This window comes from Sphingomonas sp. AC449 (assembly GCF_979253475.1).
Genome location: NZ_CEEDCZ010000001.1, coordinates 588,035 through 609,079, shown reverse-complemented (window position 1 = coordinate 609,079; position 21,045 = coordinate 588,035). Strand labels below are relative to the sequence as shown.

18 protein-coding genes are annotated in these 21,045 nt (G+C 68.2%); 7 read left to right on the top strand and 11 right to left on the bottom strand.

Going from position 1 to position 21,045, the window contains the following annotated elements; genetic code table 11:
- Positions 1–6: 6 nt before the first annotated feature.
- Genes AC0CH3_RS03060 through AC0CH3_RS03050 form a run of 3 tightly spaced genes read left to right on the top strand, consistent with a single transcriptional unit; the run spans position 7 to position 2,820 of the window.
- Positions 7–726, top strand: a complete 720-nt coding sequence (locus AC0CH3_RS03060; RefSeq protein WP_156350017.1) for a response regulator — start codon at positions 7–9, stop codon at positions 724–726.
- A complete protein-coding gene (locus tag AC0CH3_RS03055; RefSeq protein ID WP_354301876.1) occupies positions 723–2,096 on the top strand; it encodes a sensor histidine kinase in 1,374 nt (457 codons plus the stop codon). The genes AC0CH3_RS03060 and AC0CH3_RS03055 overlap by 4 nt, the downstream gene beginning before the upstream one ends.
- A gap of 49 nt (positions 2,097–2,145) precedes the next feature.
- On the top strand, positions 2,146–2,820 hold the full coding sequence (locus AC0CH3_RS03050) for an EF-hand domain-containing protein (protein WP_354301875.1): 675 nt from the start codon (positions 2,146–2,148) through the stop codon (positions 2,818–2,820).
- A gap of 374 nt (positions 2,821–3,194) precedes the next feature.
- Here the strand turns inward: AC0CH3_RS03050 and AC0CH3_RS03045 are convergent, their stop codons facing one another.
- The 3 genes from AC0CH3_RS03045 to AC0CH3_RS03035 are packed head-to-tail and all read right to left on the bottom strand — an operon-like array spanning position 3,195 to position 7,445.
- A complete protein-coding gene (locus AC0CH3_RS03045; protein WP_056015418.1) occupies positions 3,195–4,724 on the bottom strand; it encodes a DHA2 family efflux MFS transporter permease subunit in 1,530 nt (509 codons plus the stop codon).
- A 10-nt stretch (positions 4,725–4,734) separates the two neighbouring features.
- Complete coding sequence (locus AC0CH3_RS03040; protein ID WP_354301873.1) at positions 4,735–6,000, bottom strand: HlyD family efflux transporter periplasmic adaptor subunit; 1,266 nt, start codon at positions 5,998–6,000, stop codon at positions 4,735–4,737.
- Positions 6,000–7,445 (bottom strand): efflux transporter outer membrane subunit, encoded by a 1,446-nt coding sequence (locus tag AC0CH3_RS03035; protein ID WP_354301871.1) that lies wholly within the window; start codon positions 7,443–7,445, stop codon positions 6,000–6,002. The genes AC0CH3_RS03040 and AC0CH3_RS03035 overlap by 1 nt, the downstream gene beginning before the upstream one ends.
- A gap of 193 nt (positions 7,446–7,638) precedes the next feature.
- Between AC0CH3_RS03035 and AC0CH3_RS03030 the strand changes: the two genes are divergently transcribed.
- The 3 genes from AC0CH3_RS03030 to AC0CH3_RS03020 all read left to right on the top strand — a co-directional run bounded on the left by AC0CH3_RS03030 (position 7,639) and on the right by AC0CH3_RS03020 (position 9,083).
- Positions 7,639–8,151, top strand: coding sequence for a TetR/AcrR family transcriptional regulator (locus AC0CH3_RS03030; RefSeq protein WP_235532172.1), 513 nt, complete (start codon positions 7,639–7,641; stop codon positions 8,149–8,151).
- A 94-nt stretch (positions 8,152–8,245) separates the two neighbouring features.
- Positions 8,246–8,800 (top strand): PRC-barrel domain-containing protein, encoded by a 555-nt coding sequence (locus AC0CH3_RS03025; protein ID WP_354301869.1) that lies wholly within the window; start codon positions 8,246–8,248, stop codon positions 8,798–8,800.
- Between the two features lie 61 nt (positions 8,801–8,861).
- Positions 8,862–9,083, top strand: coding sequence for a hypothetical protein (locus tag AC0CH3_RS03020; protein WP_156350021.1), 222 nt, complete (start codon positions 8,862–8,864; stop codon positions 9,081–9,083).
- A 43-nt stretch (positions 9,084–9,126) separates the two neighbouring features.
- Here AC0CH3_RS03020 and AC0CH3_RS03015 read toward each other — a convergent pair whose 3' ends face one another.
- Positions 9,127–9,858, bottom strand: coding sequence for an SDR family oxidoreductase (locus AC0CH3_RS03015; protein WP_354301867.1), 732 nt, complete (start codon positions 9,856–9,858; stop codon positions 9,127–9,129).
- Positions 9,859–10,037: 179 nt separating this feature from the next.
- Here AC0CH3_RS03015 and AC0CH3_RS03010 point away from each other — a divergent pair, with 179 nt between their 5' ends.
- Complete coding sequence (locus AC0CH3_RS03010; protein ID WP_354301865.1) at positions 10,038–12,128, top strand: epoxide hydrolase family protein; 2,091 nt, start codon at positions 10,038–10,040, stop codon at positions 12,126–12,128.
- 99 nt (positions 12,129–12,227) lie between these two features.
- Here AC0CH3_RS03010 and AC0CH3_RS03005 read toward each other — a convergent pair whose 3' ends face one another.
- The 7 genes from AC0CH3_RS03005 to AC0CH3_RS02975 all read right to left on the bottom strand — a co-directional run bounded on the left by AC0CH3_RS03005 (position 12,228) and on the right by AC0CH3_RS02975 (position 20,984).
- Positions 12,228–12,707: a GFA family protein gene (locus AC0CH3_RS03005; RefSeq protein WP_354301863.1), complete on the bottom strand. Its 480-nt coding sequence runs from the start codon at positions 12,705–12,707 to the stop codon at positions 12,228–12,230.
- A 161-nt stretch (positions 12,708–12,868) separates the two neighbouring features.
- Positions 12,869–14,590 (bottom strand): flotillin family protein, encoded by a 1,722-nt coding sequence (locus tag AC0CH3_RS03000; RefSeq protein WP_354301862.1) that lies wholly within the window; start codon positions 14,588–14,590, stop codon positions 12,869–12,871.
- A gap of 14 nt (positions 14,591–14,604) precedes the next feature.
- Positions 14,605–15,237 carry a YqiJ family protein gene (locus tag AC0CH3_RS02995; protein ID WP_354301860.1) on the bottom strand — a complete coding sequence of 211 codons (633 nt, stop codon included), beginning with the start codon at positions 15,235–15,237 and terminating at the stop codon, positions 14,605–14,607.
- Between the two features lie 485 nt (positions 15,238–15,722).
- A complete protein-coding gene (locus AC0CH3_RS02990) occupies positions 15,723–15,932 on the bottom strand; it encodes a hypothetical protein (RefSeq protein ID WP_056015433.1) in 210 nt (69 codons plus the stop codon).
- 47 nt (positions 15,933–15,979) lie between these two features.
- Complete coding sequence (locus AC0CH3_RS02985; protein WP_354301857.1) at positions 15,980–17,206, bottom strand: histidine-type phosphatase; 1,227 nt, start codon at positions 17,204–17,206, stop codon at positions 15,980–15,982.
- Positions 17,203–18,282 (bottom strand): Ca2+-dependent phosphoinositide-specific phospholipase C, encoded by a 1,080-nt coding sequence (locus AC0CH3_RS02980; protein ID WP_465237553.1) that lies wholly within the window; start codon positions 18,280–18,282, stop codon positions 17,203–17,205. Before AC0CH3_RS02980 ends, AC0CH3_RS02985 begins: the two co-directional genes overlap by 4 nt.
- A gap of 11 nt (positions 18,283–18,293) precedes the next feature.
- The gene (locus AC0CH3_RS02975) at positions 18,294–20,984 is read right to left on the bottom strand and encodes a TonB-dependent receptor (RefSeq protein ID WP_354301853.1); all 2,691 of its coding nucleotides are present in this window, start codon (positions 20,982–20,984) and stop codon (positions 18,294–18,296) included.
- Positions 20,985–21,045 lie beyond the last annotated feature (61 nt).

The window sequence follows — 21,045 nt, the reverse complement described above, 5'->3', positions numbered from 1 at the left end:
ACGACGATGACCAGCAATCCGCCCCTGCCTGCCGAAACGGTCCTGCTCATCGTCGACGACGACCAGGCCATCCGTACCCTCCTGGCCGACAGCCTCGGCATGCACGGCTTCCGCGTGGAGACCGCGGCGAACGCGCAGGACATGGACGTGATGCTCGCGCGACATCCCGTCTCGCTGGTCCTGCTCGACATCATGATGCCCGGCGAGGATGGCCTGTCGGCATGCCGTCGCCTCAGCCAGAAGGGCGGCCCCCCGATCGTTCTGCTGAGCGCGCTCGGCGAGGAGCCCGACCGGATCCTGGGGCTGGAGATCGGCGCGAGCCATTACCTCACCAAGCCGTGCAGCCCGCGCGAGATCCTCGCCACCGTCCGCGCCGCGCTTCGACAACGCACCGATGCCGACACCCGGGCGAGCCGCGCGTTCGGGTTCCTTGGCTGGCGTGTCGATTTTGCCGCGCACGAACTGTTCGACGCGGACGGCATGTTCGTCGACCTGACCGATGGCGAATTCGCTGTCCTGCGCGCCTTTGTCGAGCGTCCGCGCCGCGTCCTCGCGAGGGACGCGCTGCTCGAGGCGGCACGCGGCCCCGATACCGAAGCCTATGACCGCGCGATCGACGTGCAGGTCAGCCGGCTGCGACGCAAGCTCCGGTCGCGGGGTGACGAGGTCATCCGCACGATCAGGAACGAGGGCTATTTCTTCGTGCCCCGGGTCGTCCGGCTGTGATTTCGGCGAGCGCGCCAAACACGGCCACCCGCCTGACCACGGCGCGTCTGCGGCAGCGCTGGCCCCTGTTCCTGCGGATCTTCGTGCTGATCCTCGGTACGGTCCTGCTCGTCCAGGTGCTCAACTTCGCCGCGGTGCTGCTGGTGCCGCCCCCCACGCCGATCGTCTATTCGACGAGCCGGATCGCCGCGGTTGCGCGCGCCGGGCGCGACCCGTCGGGATTGCTCGCAGTCCGGATGACCGACGAGGCGCCGATCGAGCCGGGCGATGCGCGCGACCGCCGGCTTGCGCGCATGATCGCCGCGGATCTCGCGCTGCCTGCCAGCGCGGTCGTCGTCGAGGCGCGTCACTATGGACCGCCGCTGATGGTCGGCGCGTTCCGGACGCCGATGCCGATGGGCGTGCCCAGGCTGCCCCGGCAGTTTGCGGTCGACAACGGGCTGTTCGGCCAATTTGCGGTTTCGATCCGCGCGTCGGGCGACCGGTGGCGCGTGATCCGTCCCGCGCGCGAGTCATTCGGCCCCTGGCAGGCACGGATCGTGCTGTGGTTCCTCGTCGCGGTGGCGGTCGCGGCGCCGATCGCCTGGCTGCTCGCGCGTCGGGTCGCGCAGCCGATCGCGTTGTTTTCGGCCGCGGCGGAGCGTCTCGGCCGCGACCCGCGTGCACCGCCGATGCCCCTGTCGGGATCCCCCGAGATTCGGGACGCGGCGACCGCGTTCAATCTCATGCAGGAACGGCTCAATCGCTATGTCGAGGACCGGACGACGCTGATCGCGGCGGTCGCGCACGATCTGCGCACGCCGTTGATGCGTTTGTCGCTGCGGCTGGAAAAGGCCCCCGCCGACATCCGCGACGCGACCGAGGAAGACATCAGGGACATGAGCCAGCGGATCGGCGCGGCAATGGCGTTCGTCCGCGACATGACCCGCGATGTCCGTCGCCAGCGGCTCGATCTGCGATCGCTGGCCGAGAGCATCACCGACGATTTCGCCGACCACGGCGATCAGGCGGTCCTTCAGCCCGGGCCGCCGCTCGCAATCCATGGTGACGCACCCGCGCTGAAGGCGTTGCTCGCGAACCTGATCGGCAACGCGGTCAAATATGCCGGCCACGCCGAGGTACGGCTCCACCGCGAGCACGACACCGCGATCATCGAGGTCAGCGATGCGGGTCCCGGGATGACCCCCGACGATCTGGCGCGGGCGTTCGAACCGTTCTTCCGCGCCGAGCGCTCGCGCAGCCGGGATACCGGCGGCATCGGGCTGGGCCTGCCCAGCGTGCGCGCCGTCGCGCGGGCGCATGGCGGCGAGGCGACGATCACCAACCGGCCCGGTGGCGGCCTCGTCGCGCGCGTCGTATTGCCGACATGATGCGGCGGCATAGCAAGCCCCTCCCCCTCTCGCGCAGGACAGGACAGGCATGAAGTTGACGACGTTGATCGGGGTCGGTCTTGCAATCATCACCTCCGGCGCAAGCGCGCAGGACCGTCCCGCCAAGCGTGCGCAGCAGGGCCGCGGACAGCTGTTCATCAGTCCGATGGGCGAGCCGTTCCGTTCGACGCAAAAGCCCGGCGCGGCGCAGGCGTTGTGGTTCGCCGAGGCGGATGCCGACCACGATGGCCGGCTGACGGCGAGCGAGTTCCAGCGCGATGCGCTCCGCTTCTTCGCGATGCTCGACCGGCGTCAGGACGGCGAGATCGATCCCGAGGATATCGGCTGGTACGAAAACGTCCTCGTCCCCGAAATCCGCGTCAGGCAGGGGCGCGGCTCGAGCCCGCGGGCCAGTGGCGCGCAGAAGTCCGGCGATCGCGGCGATCGGGGATCGGGCGGCAGACAAGCGACTCCGCTCGCGTCCGAACGGCTGGGCGCGGGCAGATACGGCCTGTTCGATCTTCCCGAACCCGTGATCGCCGCCGACGCGAACTTCAACCGCGGCGTCGACAAGGACGAATTCGTCAAGGCCGCCGCGGTGCGGTTCGCCGCGCTCGATCGCAACCATGACGGCGCGATCACGCGTCGTGAGCTACCGCGCGCCGGCGCCGAGACGTGGCGCAATGGCAGCGACGCGACACCTGCCGTGCCCGGCGCGCGCTGAGCGTCCGCGCGTCGCGATCACCGTGATAGTCCGGCACCTCGCCCGTAACGAGTCCGCTCTCGAGCACAGGGGCTCAGCCGAGCATCCCCGATATGATCCAGCGCCGGCTGATCGCGGACTTGACGATCGTGACGCCGCAACTGCGACACGCCGATCGCTGGACGAGGGCATCGGCGACGTCACGATGGCGTGATCGCGGCAGGTGGCGCCCGGTACTGCAGTCGGTCGATCGTGATGGCATCGGCATAGGGGCGCTCCGGCAAGACTGCGTGAACCGACCCCTCGCACCCGAACTTGTCCCGAATATTTCGGGATGATGTACGAACACCGCCATCCCGTGCCCGACACCCTCCCGACACGGGTATCGACCGCGCCTAATGCGCGGCCGACGCGTCCACCGGGCGCGCAGGGCGCGGCGCCAGCCAGATGATCGCCGCCGACGCGAAGAAGATCACCGCGGCCAGCGCGAAGATGTGATTGGTCGCGAGCGCGAAGCTCTCCTGCTCGACCAGCCGTTCAATCATCCCCCGCCCCTGCTCCGCTGAGAAACCGCGCTGCGTCATCGTCGCGATCACCTGGTCGCTGCCGTTCAGCACGTTGGTCAGCTCGGCGCGGTTCTGCTGCGCGCCGTTCTGCCACAGCGTGCTGCCGATCGACGTGCCGATCGCCGCGGCGAGCGTGCGCAGGAAGCTCATGACGCCCGCGGCCGACGCGGTTTCGTCGGGATCGACCGCACCCAGCGCGATGATCGTCAGCGGGATGAAGAAGAACGGCATCCCCAGCCCCTGCACGAGCTGCGGCGCTGCGAGAATCCAGAAATCGGCACCGCTGAACCAGAAGGTTCGCAACACCGAGGTAAGTCCGAGCCAGAAGATCCCGAAGCAGACCAGCGCACGCGGATCGACCTTGTTGCTGAGCTTGGCGACGATCGGCGAGAATATCACCGCGAGGACGCCGTTGAACGCGGTGACGTAGCCCGCGTCGGTCGCGGTGTACCCCATCGTCGACTGCAGCCATTGCGGGATGATCACCACCGAGGCGAAGAACGTGCCGAAGCTGAATGCAAGCGCCGCGACCGCGACGCTGAACCCGCGATGCCGGAACACGCGCAGATCGACGATCGGGTTACGCTCGGTCAGTTCCCACGCCATGAAGGTCGCAAAGCCGATCGCCGCGATCACCGCGCAACCGACGATGAAGCTCGACCCGAACCAGTCATATTCGCGCCCGAGGTCGAGCATCACCTGCAACGCGGCGATCCACACCACCATCAGGATCAGGCCGACACGGTCGATCGGCACGATTTCTGTCTTCGTCTCGGCCTGACGCAGCAGCGTGAAGACGCCGATGATGCAGAAGATCGCGATCGGCAGGTTGATGTAGAAGATCCACGGCCACGACCAGTTGTCGCTGATCGTGCCGCCAAGAATGGGGCCGAGGATCGGCGCGGTCACCGTCGTCATCGCCCATGCGCCCATCGCGGCCGCCCGCTGCTTGGGCGGAAAGATCGTCAGCAGCAGCGTCTGCGTCAGCGGCATCAGCGGACCGCCACAGAACCCCTGCCCGATGCGGAACGCGACCATCGAGCCCAGCGTCGGCGCGAGGCCGCAGAGCCCCGAGAACACCGCGAAGCCGATCATCGCCGCCATGAACACCCGGATCGTCCCGAACCGTCGCACCAGCCAGCCGGTCAGCGGCACGCAGACCGCTTCGGCAACCGAATAGGAGGTGACGACCCACGTCCCCTGCGTCGGCGACACGCCGAGACCGCCGGAGATGTGCGGCACCGACACGTTGGCGATCGTCGTGTCGAGCACGACCATGAAGTTGGTCAACGCCAGCACGAAGCCGGCGAGGATCAGGCGCGAGCCGGTCAACGGCTGCGCGGACGTGTCTGCGGCCATCGATCGGGTCCTAGCGGTTGCCGCCGCGCTCATCGCCGCCATCGTCGGCGATGTCGATCTCGGCGTCCATCGACAGCCCGACGCGCAGCGGATGCGCGCGCAGTTCACGTTGGTCGAGCACGATCCGAACCGGCAGGCGCTGCACGACCTTGATCCAGTTGCCCGTCGCATTCTGTGCGGGGATCAGCGCGAAGGCCGACCCGGTCCCGCCCGCAAGCCCGACGACGCGGCCGTGATAGACGACGTCGCCGCCATGAAGATCGGACGTCAGCGTCGCGCGCTGCCCGATCCGGACCTTCTGGAGCTGGCCTTCCTTGTAATTGGCGTCGACGTACAGCCGGTCGACCGGGACGATCGACATCGCGGCGGTGCCGGGCGCAAGTCGCTGACCGATCTGGACGTTGCGCTGCGCGACGACACCGTCGATCGGTGCGCGCACGACGGTGCGCGACAGGTCCAGCTTCGCCTGGCGCAGCTTGGCGCGCGCCGCGAGTACTTCGGGTGCGGTGGCCTGCGTCGTGCCGCGCGTCAGGGCGATATTGGCCGCACGATCCTTCTGCGCCGAAACCTGCGTTGCGGTCGCCTGCGCGATCCCTGCCTGCGCGACGGCGACATTGGCGCGCGCGGTCCGCAGCGCGTTCGTCGCTGCCGTCACCTCGTCGCCCGACACCGCGCCCGCCGCGACCAGCGCCTGGCGGCGTTGATAGTCGATCTGCGCGCGCTCGAGATTGCCCAGCGCCAGCGCGAGCTGTGCGCGGGCGGCGCCCACGTCCGCGCCGCGTGCGTTGGCCTGCGCCTGCAACGCGTCGCCCGTCGCCGCGGTCTGACCATAGCGGCGCTCGGCGCCCGCCAGGTCGGCCTCGGCCTGCGCAACCGCGATCTTCAGATCGGCGTCGTCGAGCCGCATCAGGACCTGGCCGCGCTTGACGCTCTGCGTGTCGCTGACGGTCACGTCGACGACCTGGCCGCTGACGAGCGGCATGACCTGTGCGGTCTCCGCCGCGACATAGGCATTGTCGGTGGTCACGCGCTTCGACAGCACCAGCGCGTCGTACAGGAAATAGGCGGCCGCCGCGATCAACACGACGAGCGCGACGATCAGGAGCAGCCGCTTGCGACGGCCCGGGTTGGCCGTATCCGGCTTGGCGGTCTCCGGCGTGTCATCGTCCGATCCAGCCTGGCCGGGGTCAGGCGCGGGCGGCCCCGCCTGCTGCGTGTCGGCCGCGGGCTTGGGCTCAATGGCCCGGTCGCCGTCGTCGTTGGATGGGAAGGCCATTATCGTGTCCCACTGGTCGGGTTGAGGGGTTGAAAGCCGCCGCCGAGCGCGCGGACCAACTGGATGTCGAGCGCGAACCGCCGCGCATCGATCGCCGCGAGCGACCGCCGCGCGGTCAGCACCGTCTGCTCGGCGCTGAGCACGTTGAGAAAGGTCGAGAGCCCGCCACGATAGCGGAGTTGCGCGACGTGATAGGCACCTTCGGCATCGCGCAGCGATTCCTGCGCGTCGACCAGCTGCACGGCGACCTGCCGGCGACTGGTCACCGCGTCGGCAACCTCGCGCAATGCACCGATCACGATGCGGTCATAGGTCGCGACCGCCTCGTCATAGCGGCCGCGCGCCTGGCGATACTGACCCTGGATCGCGCCGCCGCGAAAGATCGGCAGGCTGATCGCCGGGCCGACATTGCCGATGCTCGACCCGCCCTTGAACAGCTGATCGAGCCCGAGCGACTGGAGACCGATCAGCCCCGACAGGCTGATGTCGGGATAGAAGTCGGCGCGTGCGACCTTGATCCGGCTTGCCGCGGCTTCGGCGCGCGCGCGTGCGGCGGCGATGTCCGGACGGCGCCCGATCAGGCCGATGCCCGCGTCGCCGGGAAGCTCTGCGGTCATCACGCGCACGGCGGGCCGCGTGATCGACAGCGCCCGGTCGGGGCCTGCGCCGACGAGTGCCGCGATCGCGTTCTTGGTCAGCGCGATCTGTTCGGCGTTCGACGCCAGATCGACCCGCGATGCAGGCACAGCGGACCGCGCCTGCTTGAGCTCGGCCTGCGTATCGAGTCCGCTCGCGACCCGGTCCGCGACGAGCCGTTCGGTCGAGTTGCGAACCGCGAGCGCGCGCTGCAGCACGTCCTGATCGGCGTACAGACGCGCGAGGTCGGCGTAGCGGGCGGCAATATCGGTCGCGAGCGTCAGCCTGGCCTGCTCACCCTCGATCCGCGCCGCCTCGGCCTCCGAGGTCGCGGCGACCAGCGATGCGCGGTTGCGCCCGAACAGGTCGAGGTCGAGCCCCGCGTTGAGCGCGATCCGGCCGGCGTCGTTCCATCCCTTGGGGACGAACTCGGCAGGGATACCGTTGTTATAGCTCTGCTTGTTGAGGACGGCAAAACCATCGGCGTCGAGCGTCGGCTGATTGGCGGCCCCCGCGGACTGGACCGCACCCTGCGCCTGACGCACGCGCGCGGCAGCAATCGCGATGTCGGGCGCGCCCGCGGTCGCCTCCCCGATCAGCGCGTCGAGCTGCGGATCGCCGTACCGACGCCACCATCCTGCCGCAGGCCAGGTGCCCGCGGCCGGCGGGGCGGGCGATTCCGCAAGGCTGAGGCCGGACGCATAGGTTCCGGGCGTGGCGAGTTCAGGCCGCGGCCCCAGATCGGGAACCGCGCAACCTGCAAGCGCTGCCGCAACGCCCGCGCAGCCCGTCAATCGAATCAGTTGCATTTGACTACCGTACTCCTCGGTACGGCAGCGACATGCTGCGGCGCCGCAACCTTGTCAATCTATAACCGTACTCTATAGTACGGCCATGGAAGACACCAAGACACGACGGGATCTGAACCGCGAAGCACGCCGAACCGCTATTGTATTGCTCGCTCGCGACATTTTCCTCGAGCAGGGATATGCGGCCACGTCGATGTCGACGATCGCGACGCAGCTGGGCGGCTCGAAGGGGACGCTCTGGGCCTATTTCCCCCAGAAGGAGGACCTGTTCGCCGCGGTGCTCGACCAGGTGACGGGGATATTCCGCGAGACGCTGGCAGACGCGCTGCGCCCGGGTCGCGATTGCCGGACCACATTGCTCGACTTCTCCGAGCGGTTTCTCGCCAAGATGACGAATCCCGACAGCATCCGGCTTCACCGGCTGATCGTCGCGGAGGGTGGTCGCTTTCCCGAAATCGGGCAGATGTTCTATGCGCGCGGCCCGCAGATCGTCCTCGATCGCCTTTCTGCGTATATCGAGGAACGGATGGCGGCTGGCGACCTGCGTGCCGATGACCCGATGCAGGCGGCGATGAACCTCATTCAGCTGACGCAGATGCAGCAGTTCAAGCGGATCTGGGGGGTGGTCGGCACCCCGACGCGCGAAGAGATGCACGAACATGCGCTGAAGGCGCTCGACCTGTTCACGCGCGCCTACGCGCCCTGACGTAAACGGCGGCCAATGGGCACGCACCGCCGGCGGTTGGACCCTTCCCCCCACGCGCGATAGGGTGAACGCCAGGCGACGATGAGGCAGGACGATGATCGCAGATACTGCCGGATGGCTCGCGCTGATCGCGACCTGCATCGCTGCGATCATGACCGCATCGAACCTGGGACCGCGCGTGACGGGCTGGGGGTTCGTCATCTTCACGGTCGGCGCCGCCGCATGGATCGTCGTCGGCGCGGCGACGGGTCAGACGCAATTGCTCTATTCCAACGTCTTTCTGGCGGTCGTCGATCTGTTCGGCATCTGGCGGTGGCTCGGCCGGCGCGCGAAGATCAGCGACACCGTCAGCGCCGAGGAGGCCCGCAGCGTCGAGGAGGACGGCGAGACGCTCTTCTCGGCCGCGATCCTCGACGGCCTGCCTGTCCTGTCGCGGACCGGCGTCGTCGTCGCGCATGCCGTCGACGCACTGGTCGCGTGCCGGGGCGGGCGGATCGACTATCTCGTCATCCGCGTCGGCGGGGTTGGCGGTCTCGGCGAGACGCTGCACCGGCTCGCATGGAGCCGTATCGTCGTCGCCGATCACGAGATCCGGACCGACCTCGATACCGCAGCGGTGGCGACGCTGCCCGTCGCAGATGCGCGTTGAGCATTGGCGCGCCTGCGAACATGCGATACCGCGACGATCCCGAGCGAGCAGAAAGGTCCCCGTGACACCGACCGTCATCACCCCCAGCGGCCCCGGCGCGATGGAAGCCGGATTGATCCTCGACGAGGACGGTCAGCGCTTCGTCGTGCTGACCTTCAAGGAGCCGCAGGGCGAACCCGTGCTCGTGACCTTCACCGTGCCGGTCTTCCAGAATTACGTCGAACACCTTGTCCGCACTGCCAGGGCGGCCGGCGAGGAAGCGAACTGGGGCGTGCCGGGCTAGGCGGCGCCCGGCGCGTCTGCGGATCCAAGGCCGGGCGAGCGCATCAGGGCGCAACCTGCCTGACCGGGCGGATCAGGATTTCCTCCACCAGAACGCGGGGCGGTTGCGCAAAGGCATAGACGAGCGCCTGCGCGACGTCTTCCGAGGTCAGCGCGTCGAGGCTTTCGCGACGCTCGCGCATCGCGTCGCTGACGTTCTGGCCGAACTCGGTCCACACGGCGCCGGGTTCGATCACCGAAACGCGGATCCCCTCCCCGCCCAGTTCCTTGCGGAGCGCATCGTGGAAGCCCACCACCGCGAACTTCGTCGCGCTGTAAACCGACCAGGATTCGGTCCCGTAGCGTCCGCCGACGCTGGACACCGACGAGATCATCGCCCCGGCCCGACCCCGCATCAGCGGGATCGCGGCCTGCGTGCAATGGAGAACGCCGTACAGGTTGACGTCGATCATGCGCTTCCAGTCCGCGGGGTCGCTGGCTTGGAACCGCGCATTCACGCCGAGACCGGCATTGTTGAACAACAGGTCGAGCCCGCCGAACCGCCGCTCGACCTCGGCGAACACCGACGCGACGGCCGCGGCGTCGCCGACATCGGCGGTTAGCGCGACCGCCGCATCGCCGAGATCTTCGACCAGCGCCGCGATCCGCTCGCGGCGTCGCGCCACCAGCACCACGCGAACCCCCTCGGACACGAGCAGCCGCGCAGTCGCCTCGCCGATCCCGCTCGACGCGCCGGTTATCACTGCGACCTTGCCGGTCAGGTCCTGCATCTTCATCGCAAACCATCCTCGCGTCTTTGTCCAAGCGCCTGACAACGCTGCTCCCCTGTGAAGGAGCCGAGATACCAGGTGTTCGTACGGTAGCTGACGCATGTGAACGCACCCGGGATTTGCGCGTTGGACACGGTATCGCGTTTCCGAAGCGCGTCTCATCCCCCTTTCGACAGGACCTCGTCATGGCAGAACCGTTCCTCATCGCCGTGCCGGACGACCGGCTCGCCACCATCCGCGCCAAGGTCGAGGCATTCGACTGGAGCAGCATGCCGGACGCGGGCGAGTGGCGATCGGGCGTCGGCCTCGCCGATCTCAAGCGCCTCGTCGATCACTGGCTGACGCGGTACGACTGGCGCGCGCATGAACGCCGGCTCAACGCCCTGCCCCAGTTCACCGCACGCGTGCAGGGCCAGCGGCTCCACTTCATCCACGTGCGCGGCGACGGCTCGCGTCCCCCGCTGCTCCTGCTCCACGGCTGGCCCGGGTCGTTCCTCGAATTCGAGAGCCTGATCGCGCCGCTCGTCGCCGATGGTCACGACGTCGTCATCCCGTCGCTGCCGGGCTATGCCTTTTCCAGGCGACCGCTGTCGCCGATCGGGCCGCGACAGACCGCCGAACTCATGCACGGGCTGATGGTCGACCTGTTTGGCGCGCGGCGCTACCTCGTCCAGGGCGGCGACTGGGGCGCTGCGATCGGCGGATGGATGGCGCACGCGCATCCCGAAGCGATTGCGGGACTCCATCTGAACATGGTGCTGCTGCAGGCCGAGGATGCGGTACCGAAAAAACCAGATGAGCTCGCCTGGGCCGCGCGCCGCGCCGAACTCGCCAAGCAAGAGACCGGCTATTCGCTCGAGCAGGGGACCCGACCACAGACGCTTGGCGTGGCGATGTCGGACAGCCCGGTCGGCGTCGCGGCCTGGATCCTGGAGAAGTTCGGCGCGTGGGCCGACGTGCCGCGCGACACCCACGGTCGACCCGATCTGTGGCAGGCGTTCGACGAGGATTTGCTGATCACCAACATCATGCTGTATCTGGTCGAGGGGGCGTTCGTCACGTCGACCTGGATGTACCGCGGTCGCATGCTCGAGGATTCGGGCAAGTTCCCCGCCGGGACGCGGATCAAGGTGCCGACCGCGATCGCGGCGTTCCCCGACCCCGTCTTTCCGCCGCCGCCACGCTCGCACGCGGAGAAGACCTACGACGTCGTCCAGTGGACCGAGATGGCCGCCGGTGGGCATTTCGCGGCACTCGAGCAGCCCGGACTGCTGCTCGCCGACATGCGCCGCTTCTTCGCGTCACGATCCGTGTCGGACAAGGCCCCGAAACGCTCGACTGCGCTCCGTACGGCGGGGGTCCTCACCGCGACGCTGGCGGTAGCCGCGGCCTACACCCGCGCGACCGTCAGGCGGATCGAGCAGGACGTCCCAGCGGACGGGAGGTTCATCGACGTCGCGGGCGCGCGATTGCATTATGTCGATCGCGGTACGGGCCCGACGATCGTCATGATGCACGGGCTGGGCGCACAGCTTCGCAATTTCTCCTACGGCGTCGCCGATGCGCTGGCGGACGACTACCGCGTCATCCTCGTCGACCGTCCGGGTTCGGGCTATTCGGTACCGACCGGCGAACAGCCCGGCATCATGCGCCAGTCGGCGATCATCGCAGCGCTGATCGACCGGCTCGCGCTCGATCGCCCGCCGCTGCTCGTCGGCCATTCGCTGGCGGGGGCGGTTGCGCTGGGGGTGGCCACGCACCATCCGGGCTCGGTCGCCGGGCTCGCGCTGCTGGCGCCGATGACCCAGCCGCCGCGGTCGATGCCCGCCGCGCTCGCCCAAGGTATCGAGGACAGGAGCAGCGCACGCATGCTCTTCGCCAATGTCCTTGGTACGCCGATCAGCCGTGCGGCGTATGGCCTGCGGTGGGGCAAGATCTTCGCGCCCGACCCGGTCCCGGCCGATTTCGCGACCCGCGGCGGCGGTGCGCTCGGTGATCGCCCCGTATCGGTGAACGCGGCACTGGTCGAACTGGCGAGCGCCGACGTCGACCTCGACGCGATCGCCAGCCGATATGCGGCCTTGACGATCCCCGTCGCGCTGCTCTTCGGCCGCGAGGATCAGGTCATCGCGCCCGCCACCGACGGCGACCGCGCGGCGGCGGCAATCCCGGGCGCTTCGCTCGAGATGACTGATGGCGGTCACATGCTGCCGATCGCGCATCCGCAGGCGACCGCGGCCTTCATTCGCCGATGCGCCGAACGCATGTTGAAGTAACGCTGACCACCAAACAGGCTGGCGCCTGACTTGCAGGAATGACAACCGCGGCGGTTTCCTCAAGGGCCGCCGCGTCTGTCATCCGAGCTCTCGCCGCGGTTACGATATCGTATCGAGGATCCCGGACGACCGGAAGGTTTCGACGATCTCGGCGGGATCGTCGAACTCCTCCTCGTAGCTGTGGGGCACCGTGAGCTTGGCCCATGGCATCGCGCTGCGGACGAAGATCTGCGCGACCGGTTTGACCCACCGCGTGTCATCGAGCGTCGACGGCCGGACGATCACCATGTCCGGCGATCCATCCGTCGTGGTGTGCGTCCACACCGCGCACGTCCCACAGCGATATGCGCGGCTCTCGTTCCCGCTGTCCGCCGTTTTCGTCATGACGGCCGGCTGCCCCGTGAGCGAGAAGCCGTCCTTGTCGACCGGCATCCCGAGTGAGAACGCGCTCGACGTCTGTTGCTGGCAATCCGTGCAGTGGCACGCCATCACGAACAGCGGCGCCGTCGTGACGTCGTAGCGGATGGCGCCGCAGCGACATCCGCCAGTCATTCGAAACGTCTTTTCCCCGTCGCGCATTCGTAATTCTCCTCAGCGGATCAACCGCTTGAGGAGCCAGATCGTTCACCCCGACGCCTCGCAGCGCGCGGACAAGCGCTATAATCCACGGGGATTGGCCGTGCCGGCCGTTAAATAGGCCTCGCAATAGGCCAACGGATGACGAAGGCCGCCCTGTCGGTTCACTCCGACGCGGTCGCTGATCCGCCGTTGAGGGCAGCAGGCGTTTTGGGGAGATCCGCGTGTGGCGCTCCGTCAGCGTTGCTCCCGGCGAGCATGCCGTTCAACGAACTGCCCGTCATGCCGAGCTCGGCCATCAAGCCGTCGATCAGCGGGCCGCCGACGCGGTAGCGCATCGCTGCGGCAACGGCCGCGTCGGCGAGATTGCCTTGGCCGCTGCTCGCCGCGGCATCGCCGCCGTCGCCGTGAATCCCCCTGGCATCGACGATGCTGATCTTGTCGATGTTCTCCATCGGCTTGCTCGCAGCGGCGATGATCGCGGGGAGCGCTTCGAGCATCGCGCGACGGACCAGCAACGCGGTCTGCGCGTCGCTCAGCAGGTTGGTCGCCTCGTTCAGCGAAGCCTGCCCCGCCGCATCGACCTTGAACGCCGCCTCGCGTCCCTCTGCGCGCGCCTTTTCGGCATCGGCTTCGGCGGTCGCTTCGGTACGCAGCGCGCTCGCGCGTGCCTCGGCGGCCTCCTTCTCGGCGGTCGCGGCGACGGTGATGCCGACGGCCTCTTCCTGCGCACGCTGCGTGGCGGCGATCACCGCGACGTTCTTGTTGCGGTTGGCGATCTCGGTCGCCTTGGCCGTCGCGACGCTCTCCTCCGCCCGCACAGCAAGCGCACGCGCCTCGTTCGCAGCCGCGGTGGCGGTCGACTCCTCCTCGGACTTCTGCGCGGTCTGCACAGCGGTCGTGATGCGCGCGATCTCGATGGTGCGGTCGCGTTCGATCGTCGCGGTCTGGATCGCGCCGTCGCGCGCGATCGTCGCGGTCTTGATGACCTTGTCCGCCTCGGTCTGCGCGACCGTCTGCGCCTGGTTGGCGGTGATCCGCGCGATCTCGGCGAGGCGCGTCTGCTCGGCCTCGGCGGTGGCGATCGCGGTCGCCTGTTCGGCGCGTCGGGCCGACAAGGTCTGCTCCTGCGTCAGCCGCGCCTGTTCGGCGGCCTGCGCGATCTCGAGCGACTGGTTGTTCGCGTCGAGGTTACGCTGCTCGATCTCGACGCGGTTGGTCGCGACGATGTCGTTGCGGATCTTCTTGCGCTCCTCGATCGTCCGCGTGAGCACGGTCAGACCCTCGGCATCGAACGCGTTGTTCTCGTTGAAATGCTCGAATGCGGTCTGGTCGAAATGCGTGATGCTGACCGACTCGAGCTGGAAGCCGTTCATGTCCAGATCGGTCATCAGCGCCTCCTGCACCTTCTGGATGAAGTCGGCGCGGTTGGCGTGGAGATGCTCCATCGTCATCGTCGCTGCCACCGAGCGCAGCGCGGACACCAGCTTGCCGTCGAGCAGCGACTTCACCGCGTCGGGGCTGTTGACCGAGTCACCCAGCGTCTGCGCGGCGGCAGCGATCGATTCCGCATCCGGCTTCACCTTGATGTGGAACAGCCCGACGACGTCGACGCGCAGCTTGTCGAGCGTGATCAGCGCATCCTTGTTGAGCCGCGACACCTCCAGCTTCACCGTCGTCAGGCGGACCTGCATCAGTTCGTGCAGCACGGGGATCACCATGATGCCGCCGTTGAGCACGACCTTCTCGCCGCCAAAGCCGGTGCGGATCAGCGCCACGTCCTTGGTCGCGCGGCGGTATAGCCGGGTCAGGATGATGCCGATCACGGCCAGCGCGAAGAGCACGATGCCGGCATAGATCAGGACGTTCAGAAGCTGTGCGGGCATGAGACCCTCCCCGGTTATGATTGTGGTCGGATCGGCTGAAGAAGCGCGTTCGCCTCAGGCAGCGCGTAGAAGAGTTTGCCGTCGCGGCGGACGATGAGCGCGGTCTCGCCGGCGGCGATCGCGTCGGCGTCGTCATGCGGCTCGACCATGATGAAATGCGCCTGGCCGTGCTGGTCGACGATCTTCGCGCGGGCGGGCGATCCGCGGCGGGCGGTGCCTTCCAGGATGGTGCCACGGCGGCGAAGGAAGTCATCGGTCGAGATCACGCTGGTTTCGAACCCGGGCATGATCCGGGCGAGGCCGTTGGCGGCGAGCGTATTGAGCGGTATCCCGGCGATCAAGGCGCCGCCCGCGGCCAGGCCCCAGTGTAGCGTGTCCCCGGTCAGCGCGGTCGCGACCTGCTGGATGGCGATGCCGGCAAGCGTGAAGCAGCCGAGCAGCGACGTCAGCCAGATCAGGATCGGCAGGTCACGACCGATCCCGAGCCAGTCGAGCAGACCGCCGCTCTCGGCATCGGCATGGAGGTCGGCGTCGAGATCGAGCTGCCCGAGCCCCAGGCCGACCGCCTCGATCACCCCGATCCCGATCATCACGACGAACGCGATCGCGAACGGCGCATAGGCGGGCGTCAGGAAGATCGCGAACATGCACGCTGGCCTTGGTTCTGCATCGGCAGACGCGTAGCCGACAGATCGTAACGCTTCGTTACGAAACACCGCATGACCTGATTTCCGCGCCTCATGCGACCGATGTCCCCCGCAGCATGGCTAGGCCGACGTCGCGGCGACGACAACGCATCCGGTCGAGAGACCGGCCGGCTTTGGATATAAAAGCTGCACGGAATCTGGACGGCAACCGGACACGGATCCCATCGGCTCCGCGATCAGGCGCGGACCGTCGTCGTCACGATCCTGGAAAACAGCCGCCAAGCCGATGCGAGACTGATCGCCATCCGTCTCGGCCTCGCGATCTCACGATCGTTGTTGGAGGCGGCTTCGGGGGAATTGGCGCTGGTGGAGGGAGAAGCGCTGGGGTTTGTCGTCCGCCTGCCCGTGGATGCCGGACAAGCATGACAGCGTCGCGCAAGCCGGTTTAGCCTGCGCACCGCCACGGCCGCGGTACGCCCGGCACTTCAGTCGCGTGGAGCGCGCGCGATTATCGCCTGCGCCGGACGCAGCCGGGCCTTCCATATTTTCACCGAAGGGTGCCCGGCGGCGAGGCCGGCGAGACGGCCTTCGATCTGCGCCACCGCCAGCTTTGCCGCCTCGACCTCGGCGAGCGTCGGCGGAGGCTGGATATTGGCGCGCGCATGGGCGCCGGTGCGGCCTTTGCTCTTGGTCATGGCGCCCCTGATGGTCCGGGACGGTCGCTCCGGTCAATGCGGGAGCATCAAGAAACCGCCGGTCGAAGCGGTGCGAGGCGGGATCGGAGCAGCCGGTCAAAGGTCGTGGCGGAACACGGTGCCGCGCAGCCTGGTATCCCGAGCGCCACGAGCGACGCCGACCGCCCGAGCCCGCGCAGCGTCGCGGGCGACTGCGTGCGGTACGACATGCGCACGACGCGGGCGCCGGTACGGACGTCGTGCAGCCGCTCGACGAGCAGCGCTCCACCCGGCGGGACGTCGTTCGTCGCATAGCCGAGAGTCTTCAGATCGATCCGCAGCGCCGCGGCAAGTGCGGTGACGTTGGTGTCGTGGCCCATCAGCACCGTCAGCCGCGGTCCGTTTCCGGACAGCGCCGCGAGGACTTCCCGGCCGAGCGCTGCTGTCTGATGCGCGGCCATGTACGGGGGACGGGTGAACACGGCAAACAGCGCAGCGTGAAGCGCGCCGAGCTGTTTCAGCGTCGCAGCATCCGCCCTGCCCCAGCCGACATGCTCGCGCGGCAAACCCTCGACCTCCTGCAGCAGCAGCACCTGCGCGATGCCCGATGCGGCGCGGATCGGTCCGGCGAGAACGAGGTCGTGGCCGTCGGGGCTCGCGCCGACGGCAGGCGCTCCCGCGGACAGGCATCCTCCTGCCGCCGGGGTGCAGCCGAGCACCATGTCGAGCCGGGCGAGCGCGCCCCGATGACGGCGGGCAAGCGCGGCCATGTCGCCCGTGTCACGGTTGATCGCTGCAATCGCGGCCGCCGCGTCGAACACGGTCGCCCGCGCCCGAAGCGGTTCGAAGATCGGATCGATCGTGCCGAGCGGCTGGTGCTCGACGACGAGCGCGCAGCCGGGGGCGAAGCCGTCCGCATACGCGCGGCCGCTGGCGATCGTCCGGGCCGACGTGTTGGACCTGATCCGGACGCCATCCCCCAGGCAGCCGTTCGCCGCGAACAGCCCGCGCGCTGCGAGCAGGCGCCGGTCATACGCGGCGACATGCTCAAGCGCGCGGACGCCGTGCGGGGTAATCCGGCTTTCCGCGACCGGCCATAGCGGCCAGGGCGCGCGCGTCCGTGTGTCGGGCGGTACCTCGCCATCGAGCGGCGCGCGGATGCCGTGCCGCATCACCAGCACCGCTCGCTCGACCACCAGCGCGCGCGTCGGCGCGGCGCCGTCGACCGGCCCAGGCAGCACCCCCGCGGCCGCGCACAGCGTCGCGAGCACGGTCAGCAGGCGCGCCGCCCTCACGACCGCACCCTGCATCCACCAGCAACGCGCACCGGACTGCACCGCGCCATCGCGCGCCCCGGCAGCGTGACCACGAAGCCCGTCGCCAACGGATCGGGCGCGCCGGGATAATAGTCGGTGCTGACGGCCTGCGCGCCGCTGGCCATTGCCGCATCCGCCTTGGCGTGGTCGCGGCGGCGTGCCTCGACCGTGTTCGCATCGGTACGCGTCCGCACGATCACGCCGTCGCGCACCCAGCGCGTGATCTGCGCTGCGTCGCTCAGCGGGTCCTGGACGATCTGGATCGCAGATTCGGGCTGGTCGTCGGGATACCAGCCGAACATCGCCCGACCGGCAAGCGACGGATGACCGTCGCGGTAGACGTCGGACACGGGCTTGCGCACGTCGAGCAGCACGTAGATCCGGCCCCGTGCCGCCGCCAGCGTCGGCCAGCCCCGCGCGTGCACCGCCTCGCGCAGGGTCGGTGCCGCACCGCGCACCTCGTCGGGGGTGATCAGCCGCTTGCCGGGCAGCACCGAGCGGATCTCGCCGTCGAGCGCGTCGAGCAGCCGCGTGTCGTCGAGCGCTATGGGGGCGGTGATCCCCGGGCGTTCCGATGGCGTGTCGGCTGCGTTGATAGTGATCATGATCGGCAGATGCCGCGGGTGCGCGCGCGACCAGCGATCCACCTCGCCGAGGCACCGCACCAACGTCACGCAGCTGCTCAGATAGTCGACATCGGGAATGTGGAAGACCTTGAACCCCGGCCTGCGCATCGCTGCCTCGTCGAAGCCGGTCGTCTCCCCCGCCGCCTTCGCCAACGCCTCGCCCTGTGGCGACGCGTACCGCCCGCCCTGGGGATCGGCGAACACGTCGATCTCGATCTGGCGCACCCCGCGATCGAGCTGCTGCGCGAGCGGCAGGTGATAATAATCGAGCCCCTCCGCCAGCCGCGGGTCCGCGGCACGGATCTTCGCCATCACCGCGGCGGGGATCCGTGCCTTGAAGCTGTTGTGCGAGCCGACGACCTGGATGTCGTTCATCGCCCGCTGCGCCGTCGCCCCGTTCGACACTAGCGCGACGGCGGACAGGATCATTCCCCTGAGCATCAGAACTGCGCCCGCACGCCGAACAGGATCGTGCGGCCGTAATTGTTGATCTCGCCGAACTGGATCTCCCGTTCGTTGTAGCTGTAGCTATTGGCATTGGCGATGTTGATCGCCTCGACGCTGAAGGTCAGGTCGTCCGTGGCGCGCACCGAGATATTGCCGTCGAGCGATCCGAACGCCGCGACATAGGTCGGCACCTGCGTGGTGCTGCCGATCCCCGCCAGATATTTGTCGCGCCAGGTATAGGAGAGCCGCGCCGCCAGCGGCCCCTTGTCGTAGAAGCCGACGACGTTGAAGCTGTTCTTCGACAGCCCGATCAGCTGGTCCTTGATCGGGCGCGCGCCGGCGGTGTAGCTCGCCTCGACCGAGGTGTGCGTATAGGATGCCTGGACGCCCAGCCCGTCGAACGGCGCGGGCAGGAAGGTGAACACCTGGTTATAGGCGGCTTCGGCGCCATAGACCTTCGCGCTGCCGCCATTGACCTGCGTACTGAGCAGCACCGTGCCGCGACCCGGAATCTCGACATTGATGTTCTGCGCGGTGATGTAATCGTCCATCGCCTTGTAGAACAGCGCGCCGGTCAACGAGCCGGACCGGTTGAAATACCATTCTAGCGATCCGTCGAACTGGGTCGCGAGGAACGGCTGCAGCGCGGGGTTGCCGCCGCTTGCCGTCGGCTGGTCGGTCGACACGCTGATCTGCGGCGCGCTCTGCGTCACGTTCGGGCGCGTCAGCACCCGGCTGGCGGCAAGACGCCCTACCAGATCGCGCGTCAGCTCGGCGCGCAGGTTGAAGCTCGGCAACCAGTTGCTGAACGTCTGCGGGAAGCTAGCCGGCGTTGCCACGCTGCCGGTGGTCAGCGTGCCGCTCGCCACCTGGTCGGTGTGAACATAGCGGACGCCGACATTGCCGCTGACCGCGACGCTGCCGAGCGGGAAGGCATAGTCGGCACGGACATAGCCGCCCGCGGTCTTCTCCGTGACGACATAGGAGGCGCGCAGGTCCCCCGGCGACAGCGGGCTGTTGGCGATCGCGGCGGTGAACAGCTTGTCGTAGAAGACGCTCGTGATCGGCACGAGCCAGGTGCGCGGGATGTTGCCGCCGACGCCGGAAAGGAAATCGTCGAACGGCAGCTCTTCGAAGCCGTTCGGTGCAAAGCCGGTCAGCGACGTGTTGGCCGCGGGGTTCACAGTGAAATCGCGACGGCGGTAATCGCGCTTGCGCCAGTGATATTCGCCTCCCGCCGCCAGCTTGGTGATCAACCCGTCCATCTCGTGATCGACGTCGAGCCGGCCGTAGGTGTCCCAGTCCTTGCTGTTCTTTGGCGCGATGTTGAACGGGTAGAGCGTATAGTTGGCGGGATCGAGCACGTTGACCGGGGTGGAAAGCGACGGCGCCACCTTGTACCCGCCCGACGAGTCATAGCTGAGCGGCGCGAAGAACTGGATGCGGCTGCGCACCGTGCCCTCGGCGTAGCTCGGGTGGTAGCTGTGCGCGAACGACCAGTTGGCGTTGGCGACGACATGCCAGCCCTCGGGAGTCCAGGCCTGTTTCAGCCCGACCGTAATCAGGTCGTGACGGTTGAGGCTGTATTCGCGCGTGCCCATGAACCGCACGTCGTTGATCGTCGCCGCAATCACGGCATTGCCGTCGAGCTTGACCGATCCGGGCACCAGGACGGGCCGGTGACCCGCGACGCTGGCGTCGTCGGGATAGATGTCGAGCCCATATTCGTCATAGGCGATGTCGAGCCGCGTCGCGAGCACGTCGAGCGTGGTTTCCAGCTCGGCGCTCGGCTTCCACTGTGCCGAGATCAGCCCCGACAGGCGCTTGCGATCCTCGGTCTCGACGGTCGGCCGCGTGCGCCCCGGCGTATAGAAACCGGCGCCGAGCGCGGAGGCGAATTTGTCCAGATACCAGCCGGTATTGTACGACCGGTCGTTGCGGACCTGCTTGCCCCAATATTGCGCGGCGGCGAGGATCCCGAAGGTCCCGTCCTCGGTCGTCGCGCTCGTCAGCGCGGTCGCGTTCGGTTTTACCTTGTCGGTCAGCGTGGTGTAGGTGCCGCGCAGGTTGACCGTGGTCTTCGTGCCGACGTCGAGCGGACGGAACGTCTTCACGTCGATATTGCCGCCCAGCGCGCCCTCGGTCATGTCCGGGGTCGGCGTCTTGACCACGTCGATCTGCGACACGAATTCGGCGGGCAGCATCTCGAACCGGAACTGTCGCCCGTTCGTACCGCCATTCTCGATCAGGTCGTTGATCGCCACCGGGCGGCCGTTGAGCAGCGTGCTCTGGAACTGCGGACCAAGCCCGCGGACGCTGACGTACAGCCCCTCGCCGCGCGGGCGGGTGATCGTGACGCCGGGAACGAGCTGGAGCGCTTCGGCCACGTTCTGCGCGGGAAACTTGCCGATGTCGGTGGCGTTGATCGCGTCCACCCCGTAGCCCGCCTGCCGCTTCGTCTCGGTCGCGGCGGCAAGGCTTTGCGCATAGGAGCCGGCGATGACGATATCCCCCGCGGCATCGGCGTCAAAATCGGCGGTCCCCGCCGTCGGCGCAGGTGTCGGCGTCTGGCCAACCGTGCCGGGCGTGCGCGCGTCGGTCTGCGCACGGACCGGCTGCGCGGCACCCAGAGCAGCAAGCGTAAGCGGCAGCGTCGCCCAGAGCAGGCGTGAATCATGCAACATGTCGTGTGTCCCCCCTCCGAGCCAACCGGCCCGGACGAGCGGGGATTAGAGAGCGCCTGTT